Source organism: Paenibacillus sp. OSY-SE (assembly GCF_000283315.1).
In the GTDB taxonomy this organism is placed as follows: Bacteria; Bacillota; Bacilli; order Paenibacillales; family Paenibacillaceae; genus Paenibacillus_B; species Paenibacillus_B profundus.
In genome coordinates this window covers 51,222-74,859 of the sequence record NZ_ALKF01000178.1, presented here as the reverse complement: position 1 = coordinate 74,859, position 23,638 = coordinate 51,222, and the positions used below count along the sequence as shown (strand labels likewise).

At 50.4% G+C, this 23,638-nt stretch carries 21 protein-coding genes and 2 pseudogenes; 14 read left to right on the top strand and 9 right to left on the bottom strand.

Features of this window, described 5'->3' with window-relative positions; translation table 11 throughout:
• Window positions 1-69: 69 nt before the first annotated feature.
• From A372_RS39545 to A372_RS0113385, 3 genes and pseudogenes are all read left to right on the top strand, one after another.
• Window positions 70-228 (top strand): annotated as a pseudogene (locus A372_RS39545) (cupin domain-containing protein); the annotation flags it as partial.
• A 128-nt stretch (window positions 229-356) separates the two neighbouring features.
• Window positions 357-524, top strand: coding sequence for a hypothetical protein (locus A372_RS37950; protein ID WP_019421368.1), 168 nt, complete (start codon window positions 357-359; stop codon window positions 522-524).
• Window positions 525-694: 170 nt separating this feature from the next.
• Entirely contained in the window at window positions 695-874 is a 180-nt protein-coding gene (locus tag A372_RS0113385) for a hypothetical protein (protein ID WP_019421367.1), read from the top strand.
• Window positions 875-1,067: 193 nt separating this feature from the next.
• Here the strand turns inward: A372_RS0113385 and A372_RS0113380 are convergent, their stop codons facing one another.
• Window positions 1,068-2,453: a C39 family peptidase gene (locus tag A372_RS0113380; RefSeq protein WP_019421366.1), complete on the bottom strand. Its 1,386-nt coding sequence runs from the start codon at window positions 2,451-2,453 to the stop codon at window positions 1,068-1,070.
• Window positions 2,454-2,670: 217 nt separating this feature from the next.
• On the opposite strand from A372_RS0113380, the gene A372_RS0113375 reads away from it, so the two are divergent.
• The 5 genes from A372_RS0113375 to A372_RS0113355 all read left to right on the top strand — a co-directional run bounded on the left by A372_RS0113375 (window position 2,671) and on the right by A372_RS0113355 (window position 8,728).
• On the top strand, window positions 2,671-3,291 hold the full coding sequence (locus tag A372_RS0113375; RefSeq protein WP_019421365.1) for an RNA polymerase sigma factor: 621 nt from the start codon (window positions 2,671-2,673) through the stop codon (window positions 3,289-3,291).
• A complete protein-coding gene (locus tag A372_RS0113370) occupies window positions 3,239-4,969 on the top strand; it encodes a DUF4179 domain-containing protein (protein WP_019421364.1) in 1,731 nt (576 codons plus the stop codon). The genes A372_RS0113375 and A372_RS0113370 overlap by 53 nt, the downstream gene beginning before the upstream one ends.
• 195 nt (window positions 4,970-5,164) lie before the next feature.
• Window positions 5,165-5,899: a DUF4367 domain-containing protein gene (locus tag A372_RS0113365; RefSeq protein WP_019421363.1), complete on the top strand. Its 735-nt coding sequence runs from the start codon at window positions 5,165-5,167 to the stop codon at window positions 5,897-5,899.
• Between the two features lie 81 nt (window positions 5,900-5,980).
• Complete coding sequence (locus tag A372_RS0113360) at window positions 5,981-7,327, top strand: ABC transporter substrate-binding protein (protein WP_019421362.1); 1,347 nt, start codon at window positions 5,981-5,983, stop codon at window positions 7,325-7,327.
• A 45-nt stretch (window positions 7,328-7,372) separates the two neighbouring features.
• Window positions 7,373-8,728, top strand: a complete 1,356-nt coding sequence (locus A372_RS0113355; RefSeq protein WP_019421361.1) for an ABC transporter substrate-binding protein — start codon at window positions 7,373-7,375, stop codon at window positions 8,726-8,728.
• Between the two features lie 413 nt (window positions 8,729-9,141).
• Here A372_RS0113355 and trpB read toward each other — a convergent pair whose 3' ends face one another.
• Complete coding sequence (trpB, locus tag A372_RS0113350; protein WP_019421360.1) at window positions 9,142-10,311, bottom strand: tryptophan synthase subunit beta; 1,170 nt, start codon at window positions 10,309-10,311, stop codon at window positions 9,142-9,144.
• Between the two features lie 320 nt (window positions 10,312-10,631).
• Between trpB and A372_RS0113345 the strand changes: the two genes are divergently transcribed.
• Window positions 10,632-11,513 (top strand): ROK family protein, encoded by an 882-nt coding sequence (locus tag A372_RS0113345; protein ID WP_019421359.1) that lies wholly within the window; start codon window positions 10,632-10,634, stop codon window positions 11,511-11,513.
• 88 nt (window positions 11,514-11,601) lie between these two features.
• On the opposite strand, the gene A372_RS0113340 is transcribed toward A372_RS0113345, so the two are convergent.
• The 4 genes and pseudogenes from A372_RS0113340 to A372_RS33900 all read right to left on the bottom strand — a co-directional run.
• On the bottom strand, window positions 11,602-11,874 hold the full coding sequence (locus A372_RS0113340) for a hypothetical protein (RefSeq protein WP_019421358.1): 273 nt from the start codon (window positions 11,872-11,874) through the stop codon (window positions 11,602-11,604).
• 54 nt (window positions 11,875-11,928) lie between these two features.
• Window positions 11,929-12,102 (bottom strand): hypothetical protein, encoded by a 174-nt coding sequence (locus tag A372_RS37945; protein WP_019421357.1) that lies wholly within the window; start codon window positions 12,100-12,102, stop codon window positions 11,929-11,931.
• 23 nt (window positions 12,103-12,125) lie between these two features.
• Window positions 12,126-12,788, bottom strand: coding sequence for a TetR/AcrR family transcriptional regulator (locus tag A372_RS0113330; protein ID WP_019421356.1), 663 nt, complete (start codon window positions 12,786-12,788; stop codon window positions 12,126-12,128).
• 181 nt (window positions 12,789-12,969) lie between these two features.
• Window positions 12,970-13,782 (bottom strand): annotated as a pseudogene (locus A372_RS33900) (substrate-binding domain-containing protein); the annotation flags it as partial.
• Window positions 13,783-14,012: 230 nt separating this feature from the next.
• Between A372_RS33900 and ptsG the strand changes: the two are divergent.
• The gene (ptsG, locus tag A372_RS33895) at window positions 14,013-15,614 is read left to right on the top strand and encodes a glucose-specific PTS transporter subunit IIBC (protein WP_019421353.1); all 1,602 of its coding nucleotides are present in this window, start codon (window positions 14,013-14,015) and stop codon (window positions 15,612-15,614) included.
• A 492-nt stretch (window positions 15,615-16,106) separates the two neighbouring features.
• Window positions 16,107-16,349, top strand: a complete 243-nt coding sequence (locus A372_RS0113315) for a hypothetical protein (protein ID WP_157259544.1) — start codon at window positions 16,107-16,109, stop codon at window positions 16,347-16,349.
• A gap of 37 nt (window positions 16,350-16,386) precedes the next feature.
• Here the strand turns inward: A372_RS0113315 and A372_RS0113310 are convergent, their stop codons facing one another.
• The 3 genes from A372_RS0113310 to A372_RS0113300 form a co-directional block, all read right to left on the bottom strand.
• Window positions 16,387-17,589 carry an MFS transporter gene (locus tag A372_RS0113310; RefSeq protein WP_019421351.1) on the bottom strand — a complete coding sequence of 401 codons (1,203 nt, stop codon included), beginning with the start codon at window positions 17,587-17,589 and terminating at the stop codon, window positions 16,387-16,389.
• 29 nt (window positions 17,590-17,618) lie between these two features.
• Window positions 17,619-18,197, bottom strand: coding sequence for a TetR/AcrR family transcriptional regulator (locus A372_RS0113305; RefSeq protein ID WP_019421350.1), 579 nt, complete (start codon window positions 18,195-18,197; stop codon window positions 17,619-17,621).
• A gap of 491 nt (window positions 18,198-18,688) precedes the next feature.
• Complete coding sequence (locus A372_RS0113300; RefSeq protein ID WP_019421349.1) at window positions 18,689-20,227, bottom strand: multicopper oxidase family protein; 1,539 nt, start codon at window positions 20,225-20,227, stop codon at window positions 18,689-18,691.
• A 326-nt stretch (window positions 20,228-20,553) separates the two neighbouring features.
• Between A372_RS0113300 and bioD the strand changes: the two genes are divergently transcribed.
• The 3 genes from bioD to A372_RS0113285 are packed head-to-tail and all read left to right on the top strand — an operon-like array spanning window position 20,554 to window position 23,585.
• Window positions 20,554-21,327, top strand: coding sequence for a dethiobiotin synthase (bioD, locus tag A372_RS0113295; RefSeq protein WP_019421348.1), 774 nt, complete (start codon window positions 20,554-20,556; stop codon window positions 21,325-21,327).
• Window positions 21,328-21,351: 24 nt separating this feature from the next.
• A complete protein-coding gene (bioB, locus tag A372_RS0113290; RefSeq protein ID WP_019421347.1) occupies window positions 21,352-22,356 on the top strand; it encodes a biotin synthase BioB in 1,005 nt (334 codons plus the stop codon).
• Window positions 22,357-22,391: 35 nt separating this feature from the next.
• Window positions 22,392-23,585, top strand: a complete 1,194-nt coding sequence (locus A372_RS0113285) for an aminotransferase class I/II-fold pyridoxal phosphate-dependent enzyme (RefSeq protein WP_036704143.1) — start codon at window positions 22,392-22,394, stop codon at window positions 23,583-23,585.
• Window positions 23,586-23,638 lie beyond the last annotated feature (53 nt).

Below are 23,638 nucleotides of genomic sequence, written 5' to 3'. Positions count from 1 at the left end.
AAGATAAGAGTCGTCGAAGTACTCTTTCGTTCACTCTCCCCATCATTCAGGCTGGGCAAGGAACAGCTCGGCAAGCTGGAATTTACGATCGATGGGCAGTAGACCGTGGTGTCTCAAGGGGAATCCATCGTCATACCGTGCGGGGCGAATCATGGGGTGACAGCATTAGAGAAGAGTGCTCTGTTGGGCGCGTTCACTCCGCTGCGCGAAGATTTGATTAAGCGATAACCTAATTTAGAAATATATGTATCCTTCGCCGCGTAAATAGAATAGAGATGATGGAAACGCTCCGACAACTTATCCGATAAGATGCCCGGGGCGTTTTGTCGTATTTTGGAAGCGGAGGAGGCTAGAGTATGTTATACTTCTTGATATGGCTTATCAGTTGGATTATGCTGTTCTGGATCTGGGGCGAGGCGTCGGATCGAAGGGGAAAGCACATCGGCTGTCTATGGGCGCTGGTCGTGTTCTCTCTTGGTCCGCTAGGAGTTATTTTGTATCTCATCACGCGCAATTGGGATTAAGCTGAACATATGGTTCCTAGGAGATTGGCCCCATCCGCCGCATATTCCGGTCTCAACCTGGACGAATAGAGGTAAAGACTGGGTAATTCATTGATAATCTTCGTCCATTAAGGTGGATAAGTCTGTTTTGTATCGCTGCAGCGGACAAAGAGAATAGGGAGGTGCGTGTTATGGTAACGCTTGTTCCTTTTGTTCTGGGCTTGTTGATTATGTTGGGCGTCATCATGTATGCGCTCTGGGTGTTTAGCCGCCGGGGTTCATTCCAGTACGACGAACAGAACGTCTGGATGCGGGATGTGGATGAAGATAAGCCGGCATCCAAGCACCCCCAAGACAAGACGGGGTTGTGACAATCGAATAGGAAGAATGTTCGAGGCTATCGCAATGGTTTGACCATTGCGATAGCCTCTTTTTATTTGGATGCAGCATACATTGCAGCCGCAGCTCCTCTTGAGTTGTTGAAATAAAAAAGGATAGAGCGGCAGGTTTGAGACTTGCCTCTATCTATCCTTCATTGTAGCTGTGCGGTATTTGTGTAAAAGGTTATTTCGTGCTTGGATTGGAGGCAGGAGCTCCCTGTTCCGGCAAATACGTAATAGCCTGACTGCCCATCTGTTCCCATCCCCGCTGGAAAGCTTTGCGCTCCACACGGTCGCGGCGTCCGAGCGGGTCGTTCACGTAGACATATTTATCGTCATAACCCGTTACAACTAACGAGTGCTCATAATAGGTGACTTGAATCGGTCCATCCGCCGTCTGCCAAGTGACCCAATGGTGCTCCGGCACGGCGTCGTACATGGTCGTATGGATAACCCATACCGGGGTTCCCTGACCGACGACCCATAATAAGTGATCGAATGTAGTGCCCGTCATATCGATAATCCGTCCCGGTAAATATTTTTCCGCGAGGTCGGCAATCGGTTCGTGGTAGACGCCGAGTCCCGGATTGGACAGGGAACGCATGTCTCCGACAAATCCATTGTGCGGGTTGCCGAAATATATTTTGCCGTCAGCCCGTTTGTACGGTGTCGGATCCTTGCGTATCTTCTCGGCAAGCTCGTTCTTATCCACATCCACCTGCGCGCTTCGCAGCAGCATGGCGAGCGCAGTTACCTCGCAGCCGCGCGGCAGATCCGGAAGCTGCAGAATGAGCGGGGCTCCATTCAAGCGGATTGACTTCGGCGCAGGCCGCTCGGGATCCCACATAACATGCTCGCCCCGATAGGTCACTCTGCGCCCGGGCGCCTGTTTGGCATAAGCGACGGCATCTTCCCAGCGGCGGAACAGAGTCTGGACCGTGTCTCCCAGCTTAACGGCGTATGACCCGAACGAATCATAAGCCAGATACAGGGACAGCTCATCGTGCCAGTCCTGCCACTGTTCGGCGTCCGGCGCCGACTTGCGCTTTGACAAAGCGATGATCCCGTCTTGCGTGTAAATGCTGCGGCCGAGCGCTTCCGTGACCGGGCGCAGCGGCACATAAGTCATCCCGTCCTTCACCAGCGGCGCAGCCTTGAGAGGTGTCGTAGACGGCGCGGCTGCCGTGGCAATGGTAACTTCGCCGGCATGAAAAGAATACGTCACTTTGGATTTATCCTTGGCGAAGGTAATCGTCCCTCGTTTCTTGTCATAGGAAAGCTCCGCCTCAAGCTTATTCGCTAGAAAGCGTGCTGGAACGAACGTTTCGCCGCGCTCTTTGTACGGTGCGGCTCCGGGACGCTCATCATCGATCGGCACGAGGTAGCGGCCGACACGAGCCGTGTTGCTGTACAGCATCAATACAATATCGTCGGACGGCATGTCGAACATGAAGGACAATGCTCCGCGATCGAATTTGGATCCCAATAAATATTGAAATGGATAGGCGCATAGCGCAAGCAAGATAAGGAACAGCAGCCAACGATTGAGCCGCCGAACGAATTGTGGCAATTTCAATATCCTCCTCAGACATACTCCCTTATGTATATCGGCTAATCGATCCCTTTTCGTTAGATAACCTGATTCTTAAGTTGCGGAATGCCATAACATCGATTAGAAGGGAAAAGTTTAATGAAAGAATAATATAAAAAAGATGAAAAAAATGAACCTTTTATTCTTGTGAGTTGTTAACTTAGTATAGTAACGCATAGGAAAGGTGGAGGACCTGTTGACGGACAGGGAATTTTTTGAGCGATACAACAAAGAAGTGTACAGGACCTGCTATTATATGCTGCGCGATGCGTCAGACGCGGAAGATGTATGCCAAGAGGTGTTCATGAAGGCGTTAACCTCCGGCTGGCAGCAGGTGGAGTATCTCAAAACGTGGCTCATGCGCATTACGGTCAACCACTGCTTGAACCATCTGCGCAGACGCAAGACGAGACGGATGAAAGAGAAAATGCTGCTCTTGTTCCAGCGGGAACAGGTGGAGCCGTCCGCGCTCAGCATGGTGGAGCGGCAGGAGACGGAGGACGAATGGAAGCGACGCATGGCGCAGCTGCCTGATAAAATCAGGGCAGTGGTGACGCTCCGTTACACGAACGATTTGGCTCTTGCGGAAATTGCCGAGATTTTGGAGATCCCGATTGGCACGGTGAAATCCCGCTTGAATAGAGGTTTGAAGCTGATGAAGGTCATGCTGGATGAGTCGGGTCAGATTGAGCCGGATGAGAGGGGCAGGCCGGGGAATAGCAGCGTACATAAGCAGGTAAAAGGCAGGAAGGAAGGTGCGGAACATGAAGAAGAGAACAAACGAAATAAAAAATCTTTCTCAGCAGCTGGGCGATGACGGCAACCATTCCTATCCGGACTTCGATGCAATGTGGATGCGGATCGAGGCGGCCATAAACGCGCAGGATAAGCAAAAAACTTCCGCATCGTCCAGGACGGTACCGTTGTTCCGAGGACGCCGCTTAGCCGCCGTGCTGTCAGCGGCTGTATTTGTGCTGTTAGCTACCCCGGTTCTCGCCTATATTTCCGGGAAGTGGGATTTTAATTCTCTCCAAGGTGTGGAATCAGCGATCCAGCATGGATTCGGGCAGCCGATCAATAAGAAGGTTACGAATAGCGGCGTCACATTCGCAATCGATACGGCGGTGTCCGACGATAATGGAACCACGCTGTTATACAGCTTGAATACAGGGGATAAGCAGGAACGGAAATGGACGTTCGACCAATTTGATTTCAAAGACGAGAAGGGAAATTCCATTGCAAGTCTGGATCTTGTGCAGAAGATGAATATGAACTGGGATAAAGGCTACTATTGGCATAATTGGGATGAAGAAAGCCGAACCTACAACGGATTCTTCGAAACGTCCTGGACGGTTCCCGGCAAGGAAGAGAATGTGCAATTGTCTGCGCGTGGGCTGCAGGCGTACGACTATGTTCGTGTACCAATCGATTTGAATCCGCACAAGGCAGAGGTACAGACTTTTCCGATTCATGATGGCGGGATCGAGGAATTGAAGGTGCAGTTCATGGAAGGCGGACAAGGGCAAGCAACCCTCAAATACTCTGTGTCCTACACGGATGATTCGAATTTCAACATCGTTGGCCCTCAAATTGTGGTGAAAAAGGGAGGGGAAATGGTAATTCGATCAGGCGATAAGACGACTAGAACGATCGAGATTGGGGGACATCCAGAATGGGGTGTACAAGAAGGTTATAGCTCGGACGAACTACTGCAGGGTGACAATTCATTCGAATTTGTATATGGCGTGAAGGGAAGCCATATCGAGGGAGAATGGAATATCGGTATGTTCACCTTGAACAAGGAGAAGGCGATAAAGGCGTCAGTGACCCGGGAATTAAACATTCCGATCCACACGGCGCAAGGGGACTCGATCCTCCGCAAGCTGATTATCAGGCCGACTGCGATAAAATTGGAGGTAGAGAATAAGAGAGAATTCCACGAAATTCCATATCGGACAGTTTCGTTGCTAGTGAACGGACGTAAGCTTGAAGGGTGGGAGATGCCATTGGAATATGCCAATACTCCGCTCCATGGATATCGGCAAGCTTTCACATTTCCGGCAAGGCACGATCTGCGGTTGACCGCGGACACGCCGGTAGAATTGTTGTTGGAACGTGAGATCGAGAAGATACGTTACTATAAGAAGCCAATCAAGTTGACAGCTATTACAGATGAAAAGAAAGAAACGATTGTGAACGTAGAGGGTTATCCGGTCAAAGTAACCTACTATACCAAAAACGGTGACCTGTATGTCGAGAACGAGAGCGAGAATCTAAAGTTCAGCGGCGTTACTCAGACGTACATGAAACAGGGAGACGAGAGAATATTCGGGAAAGTCCTGTTTTACCAATGGGAGGAGAACTGGCTCGATTGGGAGAATTCCAACAAGTATGTAAACGTGTATCGCGGATTTAAGGGAAACGAAACAGAGATTTACTTATTTGAGTTCTACATTCGACATTGGGATCGGGATTTGAAAATAAAGTTGCAATAGGATGAACGATGCTGTCCCCGTCAGGATATGACGTGAGGGCAGCATTTTTTTGAATTTCCCCCAAATTAGTGAACCTAAATAAGAGCGACCGTGTTAATTAGGATAGAGGCTTGCGCCTAAGGGATCCTATAAACACGATAGTGCGGCCTGACTAACATCCGAAAATCGTTTGAAATTTAGAGAGGAGAATAACCCATGAAAAACACAATGAAAGTAACAATCGCTACACTTTGCAGCATCCTGCTGCTAGGTTCCATGAGTGCTGCTGTACAGGCAGCGTCGTCGCAATCAATCAACAGCATTACGCTCAAAACGGCAGCGGCCAAAGCTCCGACTGATGCAGAGAAAAAGAAAATGATCGAAGCGGAGAAGGCAAGGATAGTAAAAATCAAAAAAAATCCTGGGGACGTTTACCTTGTGTATGTCAGTGATAAGAAGCTGAATGGCGATAGTGAGTTTTTATATTATGTGGAATTCCCAACATTTCAGAAATACGAAGACTACAAGAAATGGACTACTAAATTAAAGGGAGCAATCGTGCAGGAGCCAGAGGGGATGCCAGAAGGATATACCTTTGTTAAAGGAGTAATCCAAAGTCCGTCCAGTAAACAGTTCGAGGCACAAGTGAAGGCTGAAGCCAAAGGCAAAGTGGTATATTCCAAAAAGATGGAATGGAAGGAAGCAGGAGATATCAAACTGGAGTACAAAAAAGGAAAAGATAATATCATTCTCCACATGCAAACGGATTATAGCGAAGATAAGAAGACTAAAGAATACAAATACGAATCCGCCGCAGATAGCTTACATACTGATCGAAATCAAGTTACCTGGTCGAAAAACGGAAAGGTATTTTTCATCTCCGTGAATCCTGGAAATTCATTGACGGAGGAAGAGTTAGTCAAGCTTGCGAAAACGATGATTAAAAAATGATAGGGATTAAGGCCGACAGAAGCTGCAGGTACGGGTTGCCTGCGGCTTTGGATACGGAAGCAAAGGAGAATGATAGGCGAGATGCGATGGGGTTCGTGGTTGAAGCAAGGCACGATTCTGGTAAGCATTATGGCTCTGGTGAGTGGATGCTTCGGAACGAAGCCTGTGCTGGAGGAGCTCGGAAAGGATGGCCGCGGCAAATTAAAAGTGCTTTCCTATGATGAGGGCGATTTCTTTCGAGAATACGGAAATGTATTTACGCTCAAATTTCCGAATATCGACATTGAAGTGGTCGAGACCAAGGGATTATTCCAGCAAACGAAAAAAGGCGTTGATTATGGGACGGCATTAGCGAAGCTGATTGATGAACAGCAGCCCGATGTGTTGACTCTGCCACCTCAATATTATGAAGAATACGCATTGGACGGCAAATTATATAATTTAGAGCCGATCATCAAGCAGGAGCAATTCGATCTGGAAGGGTTCATGCCAGGCTTGATTGATATGGTGAGAGAGAAGGGAGGAGGCACGCTATTTGGCCTGCCGCCGTTTTTCTTTACGGATGTGATTTATTATAATGCCGATTTGTTCAAAGCGAATGCGATAGAACCGCCAAAAGGCGGCATGACCTGGAAGGATCTGTTCGATCTGGCTGCGCGCTTCGAAGATGCGGGAATGCCTGGGCTATATGCTGGCGATGAGAACGCGGTTCGGATGCTGAATCGCATAGCGGACACATGGGGCCTGCAGGAATTCGATGCTAAGGGGGAGAATATCTTGCTCGAATCCGAGGGCTGGAAGCAGGCATATCAAATGGTGACGGATGCAATACGTGCCCGCGCGCTGCAGGTTCAGAAATCGGGAGATACGAGGTTTCTCCGTTCGTCCGATAATCTCTTCCTGCAAGGCAATGCTGCTATGACCATTGGTGGATCAGGCTTTATTCGTGAGTTTAGCGATTCGAGCAACAAGAAGGCGAGCAAGATGGATTGGGGAATGGTTCCTGTCCCTATTGATCCCACCCACCCGAATGAAACGCCAAGCGCGATTTCCGATGAGTATTTTGCCATAAACGAGCAATCGAGCAATAAGCGGGCGGCCTGGGAATTTGTTAAGTACGTCAACGGACCGGAGATGGCGAAGGCAAGCTCCACCATGTACTATAAGCTGCCGACGCGAACCGGATTCGTCAAGTCGATTCAGGGCAAGAGTACAGAAGCTTTCTATGCATTGCAAATAAAAAATAGGAAATTCGAGTGGGCAATAAAGCGGATTCCTAATGAATTCAACAGTGTATATGCTCCTTTGCGGGAAGAAGCGCTACAGGCCATCATTGAAAATGAGAAAGCCGTGGATGCAGCCTTGGCAGAACTACAGCAGAAGGCACAGGCAGCGCTTCAGAAGGCGCGCCAAGACAATGTGAAATAAAAGAGATCGATGAATAGGAGTGCAAAGGAGAAGTGAAGTGAAGAAATGAGGCGAACCGGAAAACGTAAAGCGGCTGTACTGCTTCTGCTCAGCATCGTCCTGCTCATAAGCGGGTGCTTCGGGAATAAGCCCGTGCCGGACGAGCTAAGCGGTGAAGGCAACGGGAAGCTGAAGGTATATTATCCCTATGTAGAGGACTTCCATATCAAGTACGGCCAGTTATTTAACAGCCAGTACCCTGACATTGAAATCGAAGTAATCCAGTCGTGGGATGAGGGGGAGGGCGAACCGAATGAATTAAGCCCATTGGAAAAGTTACAGCGTATGATAGAGCGCCAGAAGCCGGACGTGCTCGTTCTAAATCTGGATGAGTATGATCAATTATCCAGCATGGGCAAGCTATATGATTTGGAATCGGCCTTCAAGCAGGAGCAATTCGATTTGGACGGCTATGCGCCAGGCTTGATCGACATGCTGCGTGAAAGGGGAAACGGTTCTCTATTTGGACTTGCTCCCACGCTCAGAGCTTCGTTCCTTTACTACAATGCGGATATGTTCAAGGATATGCATATCGATCCGCCGGTCGACAAGATGCCTTGGAAGGAGCTATTCGAACTGGCTGCCCGGTTCCATAACGGCAGAACGGATGAGGATACTTCATACGGATTGATGGATAATGAAGCTTCTGACGTATTGCGGGGAGTTGCGGCTGCGATGAATCTGCAGCTGTTCGACGCGGAAGGGAAGCAGGTGATGCTGCAATCCGAAGGCTGGAAGCAAGCGTTTCAGTTAACGGCCGATGCGATCCGGAACAAGGCGGTATCGGTTCGTCCGCCGCAGCAGGACGGCGAGCCTGGATCGCGTTATATATTGGCCATGAACAAATTCGTTAACGGGGAACTCCCGATGATTATCAATGATTCGTCCTTTGCTGCACACATTGGCGGGTCTTCCAAGATGAATTGGGGCATGGTGACCGCCCCGATCGATCCGGCGCGCGTGGATGAATCCGCGAGTACCTATGCGACACAAATATTCGCGATCGCTGCGGATTCGACGAATAAGCGAGATGCTTGGGAGCTTGTCAAGTTCATGAACGGCGCGGCGATGGCAAAGGTCATATCCCGCAACGGAAGAAGCGAGCTGCCGGCGCGGACAGGATATATTCCGAGAGGCTTGGAAAGAGGCGCGGAATCGATTTATATGCTGAAGCCGGCGAAGCATCGGGCGAATGAGCCGTGGAAGAAGAACATCCCGGAGAGCTTCTATGAGGCGTATTCTTCACTGGTGAATGAAGCGCTGCAATCCGTTACCGATAATGAGCAGTCAGTGGACGAGGCGCTGGCGGAGCTGCAGCAAAAGGCGCAGGTGGAGCTCGAATTGGCCCGCAGGAATAGGTAAGCGACGAATACAGATGGCCAACCGGCGGAGTCTGGTGCATTGTCTGGCGGCAGCAGACCCCTGTGAATAGGGAGAGGAGAATTTTTCGCATGAAAAACATGAGCAAGGCGGCAATTGCGGCATCCGGCTGTTCGGTTCGCTGAATATAGCCGCAGAGGCGGCATCGCAACCAACGAAGGCAAAAAGTGCCATCACGGCGGACTCCAAAGCTTCTTCCGTCCAGAATAACAAAAAGATTGCCGAGGCGGAGACGGCCAAATTAACCAAAGTCAGTAAAAATCCAGGTGATTTTTTTGCCCTGTACGTAAAAAGCGGCATGGGCGTCCAGCCGGACAGTGAACGATTGAGTAAAACGTGAAACAGCCATAGTCCCGTTCCCATGCGGACTATGGCTGTATTGCGCTGCATTGCCGCTATTTGTTCGCTTTGAGCATCTCGAACACTTGCTCCACATCTTTGTCTCCGCGGCCGGAGATGTTGATGATGACGATCTGATTGCCGTCCAGCACCGGAACGAGCTTCAACGCATGCGCGACCGCATGCGCGCTTTCCAGCGCCGGGATGATGCCTTCCGTCTTGGACAGCACTTGGAATGCTTCGAGCACTTCTTCATTCGTCACCGTCACGTATTCCGCGCGGCCCGATTCTTTCAAATAGCTGTGCTCCGGGCCGATGCCGGGATAATCGAGTCCCGCCGCGATGGAGTAGGTTGGCGCCGGATTGCCTTCCTCGTCGAAGAGAACGAGGCATTTGAAGCCGTGCAGAATGCCGGGCACGCCTTGTGTCAACGTAGGGGCTTGTTCCGGCTCCACGCCAATCAACCGCACCGCAGGCTCATCCACATAATGCGCGAAGGAACCGATGGCATTGCTGCCGCCGCCGACACATGCCAATACGGCATCTGGCAATCGTCCTTCCTTTTCCATTATCTGACGCTTCGATTCTTCGCTAATTACCGCTTGAAAATGCTTGACCATCGAAGGGAATGGATGGGGGCCTACAGCAGAACCAAGCAGGTAGAAGGTGTTCTCGTAGTTCTCAACCAGGTCGTTCAAGGCTTCATCCACAGCGTCCTTCAGTCTGCCCTGCCCTTTTGCAACCGAGACGACTTTCGCGCCCAGCAGCTCCATGCGGAACACATTTAGCGCTTGACGGCGGATGTCCTCGGCTCCCATATATATAACGCATTCCATATCGAACATCGCGCAGACGGTCGCAGTCGCTACGCCATGCTGGCCGGCTCCCGTCTCTGCAATGATCCGATGCGCGCCCATGCGCTTCGCAAGCAAAATCTGCCCGAGCACGTTGTTGATTTTGTGGGATCCGGTATGGTTCAAATCCTCGCGTTTCAAATAGATTTTCGCGCCCCCAAGCTTCGCAGTCAGATGCTTGGCAAAGGTAAGTGGGCTTTCCCGTCCGACAAATTCACGCAAGTACGTTTTGTATTCTTCGATAAATTCCGGGTCATCCTTGTAATGATAAAAAGCTTCGGCAAGCCGATTCATTACATCTTGCAGCTGCGGCGGAACAAAGCTGCCGCCAAATTGACCAAACATTCCTTGCTGAGACGTCGTAACGGTCATGGTGTGGCTCCTCCTTAGTGGCGCGTTTTAGCAAAATAACTTGCTCATATTTTAGCGCATCAGCTTGCGAAAGTCTATCGTCATTTCCAGCATGGAACACCTGCAAAAGGGTAGAAAGCTCAGCATATGTGTCCGAATCTTAGATGATGCGCGCAACTTATTGGAACATCCGATAGGCGATGTTATAATGAACAGGATGGAAGCGTTATCGTGCTGCCGCGCGACAGATAGGCAGAATGCGCGGCATTACGCGGATTGGCGGATAACCCCGCCTGAACATCGTAGAGAAGGACAGGCTTGGAGAAGGTGAGGGAGAAACAATGAAACTGTTAGGTGCAATTGAAGGCGGAGGTACGAAGTTTGTCGTCGCTGTAGGCACGCCGGATGGACAAATTCAACATATCGAGTCTTTCCCGACGACGACGCCGGAAGAGACAATGGATCGTACGGTTGAATTTTTCAAGGATAAAGGGGTAAGCTCCATTGGCTTCGGATCGTTCGGTCCGGTAGACTTGAACAAGCAAAGCCCGACATACGGTCATATCGCGAAGACGCCGAAGCCGCATTGGAGCGGCTATGATGTCGTCGGCCACCTGAAGCGCCATTTCAACGTTCCGGTAGGATTCGACACCGACGTCAATGGTGCGGCGCTCGGCGAATTAATCTTCGGCGCGGCCAAGGGCTTGAACAGCTGCCTGTACATTACGGTCGGCACGGGCATCGGCGCAGGCGCGGTAGTGGAAGGCAAGCTCGTGCATGGCTTGGTTCACCCGGAGATGGGACACATCATGGTGAAGCGCCATCCCGAAGATACGTATGAAGGCAAATGCCCGTATCATAAGGATTGCTTGGAAGGGCTGGCGGCCGGACCTGCCATTGAAGGCCGTTGGGGCGTGAAAGCATACGAACTGGGCGATGATCACAAGGCTTGGGAATTCCAAACCTTTTACTTGGCGCAAGCGTTGATGAACTATATTTTGACGATCTCCCCTGAGAAAATCATTCTCGGCGGCGGCGTATCGAAGCAGCTTCACCTGTTCCCGCGTATTCGCGAGCAAGTGAAGGAACTGCTGAACGGCTATGTGCAGCATCCTGCTGTATTGGAGTGCGGCGACGATTATATCGTTCCGCCGGCGCTGCAAGACCGGGCCGGCATTACGGGCGCGTTGGCGCTTGCGGTACAAGCGTTGGAAGCTGAATAATTCAATGGATGCATAGGGAAGGGGCTGCCCCAAAAGTCATAATGAATGACGGTGGCTGCCCCTTTTTTGTCAATTATAATCGTTGGTTTTATTTGGAGATACTTCTAAGTGCACTGAACACATTGACACCCACTACAATGATTCCGGAACCAAGCAAGCCCCATGCCCATAGGTGCAGGTTAAACAGTAGCCCCGCACCTCCCGCAGCCAACAGAACAAGTCCAATACCTCCACTGATTACTGCACCTTTGTATACTGCTTTTGGGGATGGGTGGGTTGCTTTTTGGGCGCGATTCATCGCCTTATGATACGTGTTGTTAGACAGCTTTTTGGTCGCTGCAAGTATTTTTTGATTAACCATTTGCAATTAGCGCCTCCTTATTCAACCATTCACATTTAAATGACAAGCAGCTCACTACCGAATCCCCGCATTTATTACTGCGCTGATTAGGGCGAAGACACCGAACACGATCGCCCAACCTGCCCACACATTTTTATAACCCTTACGTTTGCTCAGCAGCCATCCAATAATGCCTGCAATCAACACCGCACTTGCGATCGTTGACCCTACAATAAATCCGATGTGCATCACCGAGCCCCCTTTGTAAACATTCATTGCCCATCTTGTGAATATCCGCCCATATTCGCGTACAGGTCGGTTGCTTTCTCAATTAATGCATCACTGACAACATCAACACCTAACTGCTTCATCATCTGCTGTAAAAATTGTAAACGACGAAGGGTATCCGAACGGTTGCGTTCAAATAAAACCGGGTTTATCCATATGTTCAACAGCAACAAGAAAATCTCCGCACATTCAGTCGGATAATCGGTAACAATGGATCCGTCTTCTCTACCTTGCAACATAATTTGAGCAATCCGGGGAGTATCCTTAATGACACAGTCCTTGATCCCTGTCACTACAAACTGCGGGTTCTTGATCTGTGAGCTCAACACGCTGTCTATGGAATGTGTATCTTTGTCTGTGGCAACCGCTTCTAATATACTCACAAGCTTCTCTCTTGCATTATTCGCTTGTGTATTCTGAATTAACATGTCGAACATCTCTGTCGTAGATTGAGAGCGCTGCTTCATGACCGCATCCAATATCTCTTCTTTTGATTTAAAATGGTGGTATATTGCTCCCTTTGACATTCCTAAAGCATCAATAATGTCCTGAATGCTAGTTTTGTCAAAGCCTTTCTCGGTGAACAGTTTTGCTGACACCGTTAGAATTTGCTCCAATGTCTTCTCGGGATATTTGTTTCTTGCCATTATCCATCCTCCTATTAGATACCGACCGTTGGTATTTATATTTTTTCATAAAACAGTTGCTTCGTCAATCCTTTCTTAATTATCCGCCACTTGATGTCAGTTAACGAGAGAAGGGGCTGTCCCTTAAGTAGAAATTCTACTTTTGGGACAGCCCCTTTGTAATTCGATTTAATATCGTTTTTTAGCTTCTCGGTGCCGCGGTGGATTCTCGTGCGATGAGCTTCGTCGGCAGCAACAGCTCCATGAACGGCTCAACCTTGTGTTCCATGCGCCAGAACAACTGCTCGACGGCTTTGCGGCCGAACAGATTCAAATCGACGGCCATCGTTGTCGTCGTGGGCGTGGCCAAGCGGGATAACTGCCCGTTATCAAAGCTGCAGACGGATACGTCATCCGGCACCTGAAAGCCAAGCTGATGCAGCGTGGAGTTGGCGAGGAACCCGAGGCCATCGTTCACGCAAAACCAAGCGGTCGGTTGGGTTCTGATGGCTTTCATCGTCTGCATCATATATTCCGACTGCTCAAGCGCATCCGTCACGATCTAGTCCGGATTGACATCGAGTCCCAAATCGCGAAGTGCCAGTTGGAACCCATCCAGCCGCTCGTAGTAGCTGGGTGAGAAGCTGATGTTGCCCATAAAGCCGATATTCCGGTGCCCAAGCTCGAACAGATGCTGAACGGCCTCATATGCGCTGAAGCGATTGTTCGTCAAGATGCAGTCGATATGAATGGCCGGATGATGATGGTCAATTAGCACTGTCGGAATGCCGGTGGCAATAACTGCGTTCGTGTAAGTCGTACTAAGGTGAGACAAAATAAGGATGCCGTCTACGTCCAGATTTTCCAAAAACGGCGGCAAAGTAAGCTCAAGCTCCGATTCTTTGTTGATGGATTGGATAAGCAGATGCTTGCCGCGCCCTCTCGTCTCCTGCTCCACGCTTAAATAGATCTCTCCGAAAAAGCTCTTCTGCGCATCGAGCCGCTCATCAGCCACCGCTTTCGCTTGGGCGAGCTGCCGGCCATTATGGCGCGCTACCCTGAATTGGGAGTTTCCAAGGGCGTTGTCGTATATGAAGTATCATGAATTTGTATGAGTTTACATGAAGTTATGACTCTGTAAATCAGTACTCACCCGCGTGCATAGCACTAGAACGGATTGGAAATGGTAACAACAGGTTTCTCATCCATTCTGAAGATCATGCACATAGTTAGGGGTTGAGTTCTATGTTTAAATCCATATTCGGCGTGCTGCAAAAGGTCGGCAAGGCACTGATGCTGCCTGTCGCCATTCTGCCTGCGGCCGGCATTCTGCTCGGTATCGGCAATGCGCTTCGCAATCCGGATCTAATTGCAAGGATTCCGGTGCTGGGCAGCAGCACCATCAGTATCATCTCCAACGTGATGGAGCAAGCTGGGGGCATCGTGTTTGATAACTTGTCCTTATTGTTCGCTGTCGGGGTAGCCATCGGTCTGGCCGGGGGGGACGGTGTGGCAGGGCTTGCCGCCATCGTCGGATATTTCGTCATGAATGTGACGATGAAAGTGATAATGAACGTAACGCCGGACATGGTAGAGTCCAACTTCGCGTACGCCATCGTGCAGGGCGTGCCGACGCTGCAGACGGGCGTCTTCGGCGGCATTATTATCGGCATCACGGCGGCAACGCTGTATAAGCGCTTTTTCACGATTGAGCTGCCCTCATACCTCGGCTTCTTCGCGGGCAAGCGCTTTGTTCCGATAATAACAGCCGTCACGTCGCTTATTATCGGGATCGTGATGGTGTTCATATGGCCGCCCATTCAAGTTGGTCTGAATGCATTCTCTCATTCGCTCATCGATTCGAACCGCGCGCTTGCGGCCTTCATCTTCGGCATCTGTGAACGGGCGCTCATTCCATTCGGATTGCATCACATTTTCTACGCGCCGTTCTGGTTCGAGTTCGGGGAATATGTGAACAAAGCAGGCGAGCTGGTCCGAGGGGATCAGAAGATCTTTTTCGCCCAATTGAAGGATGGTGTCGAGCTGACGGCGGGTACGTTCATGACCGGCAAATATCCCTTCATGATGTTCGGGCTGCCAGCGGCAGCACTCGCCATATACCATGAAGCGCGCCCGGAGAATAAAACGCTCGTGGCGGGGCTTATGGGCTCGGCAGCGCTCACGTCGTTCTTGACCGGAATTACGGAACCGCTCGAATTCTCTTTCCTGTTCGTGGCGCCGCTTCTCTTTGCCGTTCACGTCCTTTTTGCGGGTCTTTCGTTCCTGACGATGCATCTGCTCGGCGTCAAAATCGGCATGACGTTCTCCGGCGGCGTCATCGATTATTTGCTGTTCGGCGTGCTCCAGCATCGGACGCCTTACTGGCTCGTCATCCCGGTCGGCTTGGTGCTTGCGCTCATTTACTATTTTGGATTCCGCTTCGCCATCCGCAAGTTCAATCTCAAGACACCCGGAAGGGAAGCGGCCGCACCGGCTGCTGCCTCTAGGCAAGGAGCGGCAACGGCGGGAGAACTGCCGCGCGGCATACTGACAGCGCTTGGCGGCAAGGACAACATCGCTTCCCTGGATGCTTGCATTACGCGCTTGCGTGTACAGGTCAAGGATAAGGGGGATGTGGACAAAGACCGATTGAAAGAGTTGGGCGCTTCGGGGGTGCTTGAGGTCGGCAACAATGTGCAGGCAATATTCGGAACCCGCTCAGAGACGATTAAGCATCAAATTCATGAAATCATCAAACAAGAGGACATGGAACTGGATACGGGCGAATTCAATGAAGATAGGGATCGAGGGAAGCGTCCAGACAGTGATCGCAGCGAGAACGATTAGAGCGGATGCATTTGACCGCTCTCTTTTCTTGTACAAGAGGATGACGGAGAGAACCTTCAATGCGTATCGCCATGCGGTTCACGCTTGTCCCTAAAGCCCGGCTAGGGCAGGGGTTCGGGCTTACAGGAGCGAGGCGTATCCAGAGCGAATGTTCCTATTTAGACCCTTTGGTTCACTCTACCCTTCATTCAGAAAATTAGCGTATTCCTCCTCCTCGCCATGGCGGATATGTTGTTAGGACCTTGAGCAATGCGTCATAGATCCGCTCTCCCCTGCAGTCAGGAAAGAACATGGTGGAACCTCCGATCAGAATGTAATAGGAGTTGCGTATATAAAACGGCCACGACCCCCCACCACTACTAAAAGCCCAATCGATACAGAGATCACTAAGCGCAGCAGCCAGAAAGCGGATCTATGTTCCATTGGGCTTTTTGCTGCGCTACGCTCCGCAACCGCGGGTACTTGGATTAAAAGCAAAAACGGGCTGGAACGGTGACAGGTACTGCGGGGGTGGAGCGGAGCAACGGGGTTCAAGCGGTGGCCGAGGACATTAGCTATGAAATTGAGAAGGTCCACGATTGGCTTGACTATAGGCCAGGCTACTTGAAAGGACGGATGAAGATGAAAAAAACGGAAATGATTTTGCAGCTAAAGGCAGATTACGAGCGGTATCAAGAAGGGATATATCTTCTGGATGGGGCAGTACCAGCGAAGCTGGCACTACCGACAAAGTAAATGGTGTTATTTATAAATACGCCCCGTGCTTTTCAAATTATTCCGCTAAGCTTTCTCCCAATTGTTTTTCCTTCCACATGACTGTAATACCGAGGCCAATGACCATAATGACAGCAGCGAAAAGATAAGGATAGTGGATGTTTACGTCAAATAGTATTCCTGCCATCGCTGGCCCGACGATATTACCTAAGCTCGTATAGGTTGAATTCATTCCAGCAACAAATCCTTGCTCTTTCCCGGCAGCTTTTGATAAAAATGTCGTCAATGCCGGACGAAGCAAATCAAATGCGAGGAAGATGAAGCAAGTTACCGCCAGCACGGCCAAATAGCTAGAGATCAAGGTGGACGCCACCGCCAATATTGCACCTGTAATTAAACATAATTGGATCAGTTTCTTTTCACCGAGTTTTTCTACCATTTTTCCAAACATAAATACTTGCGCAATAACGCCGAAGATTGAGCTTATTGTAATAATGGCTGCAATGTCCTTCGGCGTGAAGCCGAATTTATGATCAGAAAACAGGCTAAAAACCGTTTCATATGCTGATAAACCGAAAGCGAGCACAAATACAATGATAAATGCGATAAAGTAAAGCGGATGAAGTGATCTTTTTAAATCGCTTATAAAGTTTGTTTGCTTTGTATTTGCGGAAATTTCTGCAAGCTGTTCCTTTGTCAGCTGCTCTTTTAAAATAAATATGGACGAAATGCATGCTAAAAAGGCAATGGCTGCCGCAAAGAAGAAGGGCATACGCACACCGTATTCTGCAATAAAGCCACCGATGCCAGGTCCTATAATAAAGCCCGTGCTAATGGCGGCAGAAATATAGCCCATCGCTTTTGGCCGTTCCTGAACGGATGTAATATCTGCCACATATGCAGTAACACCTGGCATAACAAAGGCGGCACTAATTCCCCCTAGAATCCTTGATATATAAAGCACCGATACATTCGTGGCCAACCCAAAGATAAGTTCTGAGACACCGAAAAGGAATAAGCCGATGATGATGATTTTCTTTCTGCCGTAACGGTCAACCCATCGTCCTGCGAGTGGTGACATAAGCAGTTGTGCCACCGCAAATGCAGCAACAAGATAGCCCATCGTTTTGCCTGATAAATGCATAATATTCATAAAAGACGGCATAACGGGGATGATGAGACCAATTCCTAGAAAGGCAATGAATATATTGCTTAAAAGAATAAGTAATACCGTCTTTTGTTCTTTTATTGTTTTCTTCATGTATCAACACTTTCTTTCTGTAAGAATCATTAATGTGAAATACCTCTCCAGAATACGGTCCAAGAGGCTGCTAATTTATCCTTCAGCCGTTTCTCATCATTGCCGTATACAAGCTCCAGCATAATGGAATCGACTACTCCTAAGAAGGCGAGGGTCGGCGTTTTTGCTGCATCTCCGACTATTGCTTCAGCATCGATCCAAGCCTGAAATTTACTTTCCAGTATCGACTGCACCTTCTCCTCGATATCGATTACTTCCTTTTCGATTGCTTTTGCGAGATGTGCCGGCGGAAAAAAAGACATACGCAGCCAAAATTTTAACTGCTCATTTTTTTGGAATAGATCGATTACCAATTGCAGAAATCCGTATAAATCTTTTTCGGGATTTTTTGAATCAATGTTGCTGAAATATTGAAGCTTTGAAGATAGCTCCGTCTCTTTCGCATCACGTAAAACTTGCAGAAAAAGATCATCCTTTCCTTTAAAATGGGCGTAAATGGATTGTTTTTTCATGCCGACTTCTTCAGCGATTAGAGAAAGGGATGCTCCTTCATAACCATGAATTGTGAAATATTTTAGAGCGGCTTCCTTAATGCCATTGCTTTTCAATAAAACCACCTCCGATTTAACGAACGTTCGTCAGTTATATTAGCAAATGAAATAAATATAAGCAAGCGGAAAATAGATTTAGATATCTAAACAAATTATTTTTATGTTGCATCCTTTTTATTTTTGTTTTACTGTCACATTTTTGTGTGGATGGTTCGTTGTATAGAGTGATAGGGGGTGAATCTTAAAGCAGCGGTGAAAAAATAGAATTGTACGTTGAAAACGGAGGCTCAAAAAAAGGAAAGCGGTATACTCCAAGAAATACACTTGGACGGTTAATGCATTGCGAACGCAATGCATTACGTCACTAGCACTGATTAAAAAATTGAATTTCTGAGACCACAGATCAGAATTGTCGGAAAAGACAAGAACATATACACATAGAGGGGATAATACCAAGCTTCCTGGGCTTTTCAAGTACAAAGGGGCTATCTAAAAATGAGGCAGCTCCTTTTTTGAATCAAGTTAAAGTTGTGCGGGCCCAATCCGTTTTACTCGGCGATGACGGATGTCATCATGCCGCCGTCCTCGTGATTCAAAATATGGCAGTGAAACATCCATTCTCCTGCTTCATCGAAGCGGAATGCAATGTCTACATACTCGGCCAGAGGGACATTGACGGTATCCTTGAACAACTCCCGCGCCGGCGCTTCGCCGTTGAAGGAGAGCACTTGAAAGTGTGTGCCATGCAGATGCATGGGATGCGCCATATGATGGTCATCGTTATAGATTCGCATTGTATAAGTGCGGCCAGTCTCGATGCGAAGGGGCTCTGTATCGGGAAAGGCTTGCCCGTTAATCAGCCACGACATGCGATGGTTCATCATGCCTCCCCTCATCGCTCCTCTATTCGTCATACCTTGATTCATCTTCCCGTCGCTTTCTAGATTGCCGCTCACCATGCCCGAATTCAGGCGTACCGTAAAGTCAGGCGACTGAGGCGCTTCCGTCAGCAGCGGACGGGGCGCAGGTGCAAGGAACGGTGATGCTGTTACTTCGTTCCGTTGTCCGTTATATATGATCGGCAGACGCATGCCGCGGCCCCGGCCGTTGGTCAGCTCGAAGCTGCCAGCGCTATAGCTGCCCAGCAGTTCGGCGTCGACACGTTCTCCGGGACTGATAAGGATCGTATCGGATTCAAATGGCTCCGCCAGCGCCGCTCCGTCCAAATGAGTCACACGAAATGTATGTCCCGGCAGGTTCAGCTTCTGCGAGTTGACGGTTGAAGCATTGACGAACCGCAGCTTCACGAGCTCCCCTTCCTTTAAGGTTAACGCAGGAATGGCAGAGCCGGTCTTGCCATTTATCGTGTCGAATTCATCGATCTTCATCTTCCCCGAAGCTTGTCTCTCTTCTAACATCCAATCATCCAATACAAGCACGATATCACGGTCATACTTCAGATCTGCCGCTGTCTTAATAACGAGAGGAGCGTACAAACCTTGCTCGACCTGCTCTTCGACCGGACGGTAGTGCGAGTGATACCAGTATGTTCCGGTCTGCCGGATTGTGAACTCATACTCGTGCCGGTTGCCGGGCTGCATGTCGATGCCGGGACCGTCCTGCCGAATCGGAACCTTCAAGCCGTGCCAGTGGATGTTGGTGCCGACATCCAACTGATTGTTTACGTCCACGGTGACGCGATCCCCCTCCGCAAATACGAGCGGCGGCCCGGGAACTTGTCCGTTATAGCCCCAAATGTCTGCTTCGCGTCCGTCTCCGAAATTGTGCCGCGCCTGTTGTATTGTCAGTGTGATCGGTTTATTTCCTGGCTGCGGGCGAATTGAGGTCAATTCAAAAACACCGAAGTCATCTGCGGTGCTGGCGGGTAGGGCTGATTGCTCCTGATCGTTCGAGCCGGACGGCGTACTGTTATTCTCTGCCGCGCCCGCGTCAGACGAAGTGTTGAACCGCGTCTCCGCTCCGTCTGGCTGCCGGGAACAGCCTGAAGATAAGGCCAAGATCAGCACGGTTGCAACCGAGATTGTTAGAAGCGGGCGGAGACGATGAGATGGTTGAAAATGACACATATTTGGTTCCTCCTTGATGATAGACATTTGATCTTTTAGTACATGAGGGCATTTTCGTTATATCGCAAACCTATCACGGATCGATAAAGGTATGATCCCACATCCAACAGCTGCAGTATAGGGAAGCGGGCTAAAGAATCGCTGGAAGAACAGCGTACCAAAGATGTGTGTGGATTTTATGTAGAGGCAGTTCATGTATGTTTACCTTTCATGTATTAATTTGGTTAACAAACTCTTGTGCTGATTCCGCCATTCCGGTAAAATGGATGAATGTAATGTCAACTCTATATTCATATACATAGGTTTACAAAGAAGAGGTGCCCAACATGAAACCGCAAATGCAACGAGGGTCAGGGGATAGCAAAGGATTGTTCGTTTCCTCAACGGGAACGGGCGTTGGCAAGACAGTCGTCACTGCGGGGATTGCGGCTTATTTCCATCAAATTCGGAAGCGGAAGCTACAGCTATGGAAGCCGGTACAAAGCGGTGTGACTATGGGAGACCCGGAAGCGGACAGTTATCGCTTGCGAATGGGAAGCGGGATGACCGAGCTCCCCGAGGAAATGCTGGCGACTTGGACGCTGCGCGATCCGCTGGCGCCCTGGATGGCATTTGAACGTGCAGATGTTGCATTTTCGTTTACGGCTTTGCTGGAGGAAGGGCGTAAGCGGTTGGAACAACAGGCATTTCTGTTGATTGAGGGCGCAGGGGGAATCGCCGTACCATTCTCGCAGCGGCATACGATGGCGGATATGGCACATGAGCTCAGAGTGCCACTGTTGATCGTATCTTCACCGGGCCTGGGGACGGTTAGTCATACGGTTACGGCGGTGCATTACGCACGCGAACGGGGAAATATAGACATCGCCATAGCGTTTAGTGGTCCTCCGACGATGGCAGAAGTGAAGGAAGTAGAGGAGAACGCCCGCATGATTGAGACGATGGCGGATGTTCCTGTACTGGGACATGTGCCCTGGCTTCCGCAGCCAGATCGCGCCCGGGCGACCGAATCGTCAGCATGGGCGATGTGGCAGGAACAGTGGCTAGCTTCGTTTACTAGGATGACCCGGTTTACGCAATGGCTGCTTGAACGCGAATAAAGATGAGAAGAAGGAGCGATGAGGATGAGCGACACAATGATAATAGTGGAGACAGATTGGCGTAATTTGGCCAGAAAGGCGATTCAGGGAGAGGCTCTCACCCGGGAAGAGGCTCTGAGTGTGCTGCGCGCAGATGATGATGAGCTGCTCGCGATTATGGACGCGGCGTACCGCGTGCGCCGGCACTATTTTGGCAATAAGGTGAAGTTGAACCTGATTATTAATGCAAAGAGCGGATACTGTCCTGAGGACTGTGGATATTGCTCGCAGTCGCGCGTATCCGACGCTCCGATTGAGAAGTACACCCTGCTTGAGAAGGATATCCTTGTGGATGGCGCGAAGAAAGCGATGGAGATGCAGGCGGGTACGTATTGCATCGTTGCCAGTGGGCGCGGACCGACTTCACGTGAGCTGGATCAGGTCGTGGCTGCAGTGGAGGAGATTAAATCGACGATGCCAATGAAGATCTGCGCCTGCTTGGGCATCCTGTCGCAGGAGCAAGCGAATCGGTTGAAGCAGGCCGGTGTTGACCGCTACAACCACAATCTCAATACGAGCGAAGGCCATTATTCTCATATTACGTCCACGCATACGTATGCGGACCGCGTACATACGGTGGAGACGGCGAAGCATGCCGGGATGTCGCCGTGCTCTGGCGTCATAATGGGGATGGGCGAGACGGACGAACAGCTCGTCGATGTCGCGTTCTCCTTGCATGAGCTGGACGCGGACTCGATTCCTATTAACTTTTTGAATTCGATTCCGGGGACGCCGCTTGCGCATTTGAACGATTTGGACCCGCGCCGCTGCTTGAAAGCAATTGCGATGTTCCGCTTCATCTGCCCGTCGAAGGAGATTCGCGCATCTGGCGGACGTGAAGTGAATCTGGGCATGCTGCAGCCGCTTGCGCTTTATGCGGCGAATTCGGTGTTCGTCGGGGACTACTTGACGACCGAAGGGCAGGAAGCGACGGCGGATCATAAAATGATCGAGGATTTAGGATTTGAGATTGAACAATGTGCGCTGTAACTAGCGTTATCAATAATTCGGAACGATGGGCGTGGATGAAAGAGGAATTGGATGAGAGGGAGCGAATGGGGCGGCTGCGCCGCTTGTCGACCGCCATCTGGCTGGAGAACGGATGGATCGAGCGCGACGGCAGACGGCTCTTGAATTTGGCGTCCAATCATTATTTAGGTCTTGCTCCTTGGATTACTGAACAGGGGTGGGAGGCATTGCGCACGGAGACAGAAGCTATGGGTGAACCTGGAGTTCGAATAGGTTCTGGAGCTTCACGGCTCATCGTTGGTCACGATCCGCACCATGCCACGCTGGAGCGGGAGATGGCGGAATTCAAGCAAAGGGAAGCGTGCCTTGTCTTTACGAGCGGCTATATGGCCAATGCCGGCGTCATTTCTGCGCTGGTTGGCCGCCATGACGCCGTATTTAGCGACCGCTTGAATCATGCGAGCATCGTGGACGGCATCGTGTTGAGCCGCGCGCATCATGTGCGCTATCCGCATCGGGATTTGAACCGCCTGGAGGATCAACTGAAGAAGTGGAGCGTCGGCGCAACCAGTGGAGCGGGACGGGCGCCGCGGAAGCTCATCGTCACTGATTCCGTCTTCAGCATGGATGGGACGGAGGCGCCGCTGACCGATCTGGTGACGCTGAAGGAGCGATACGGCGCGATGCTTATGGTCGACGAAGCCCACAGCGGCGGCGTGTATGGGCCGGAAGGGCGCGGGCTGTGCCATGAGCTTGGCTTGCATGAGCGCGTGGACGTTATTATGGGCACGTACGGGAAGGCGTTTGGAGCCGTCGGGGCCTATATTGCAGCGGATGACATCGTCATCCGCTATTTGGTGAATCGGGCGCGCACATTCATATACAATACCGGGCTGCCGCCACTTATGGCAGCCCTCATTCGTGCCCGGCTCAGCGAGGTGCGTGCTGCAGATGAAGCGCGGTCCGAGCTCATGCGCAAGGCGGCGCTGTTCCGCGCGCGGCTGCGTGCCGGCGGACTGGACATCGGCGAGGGTGCGAGCCATATCGTGCCGGTCATGCTAGGCACGGATGAGCTCGCGGTTGCGATGAGCGCCGCTCTGGCAGAGACGGGCATCGCGGGTGTAGCGATTCGGCCGCCGACGGTGCCGGAAGGGTCGGCGCGCATCCGTTTTGCGCCGACGCCGATGCATCGCGACGAGGATTTGCTGTGGGTGGCGGATACGGTCGCACGCTTGGCGCGAAATATCTAGGCTCAACGCTTCTTAGTGTAGAGACAGACATGCCAGCTTCGCTGGTGCCGAAT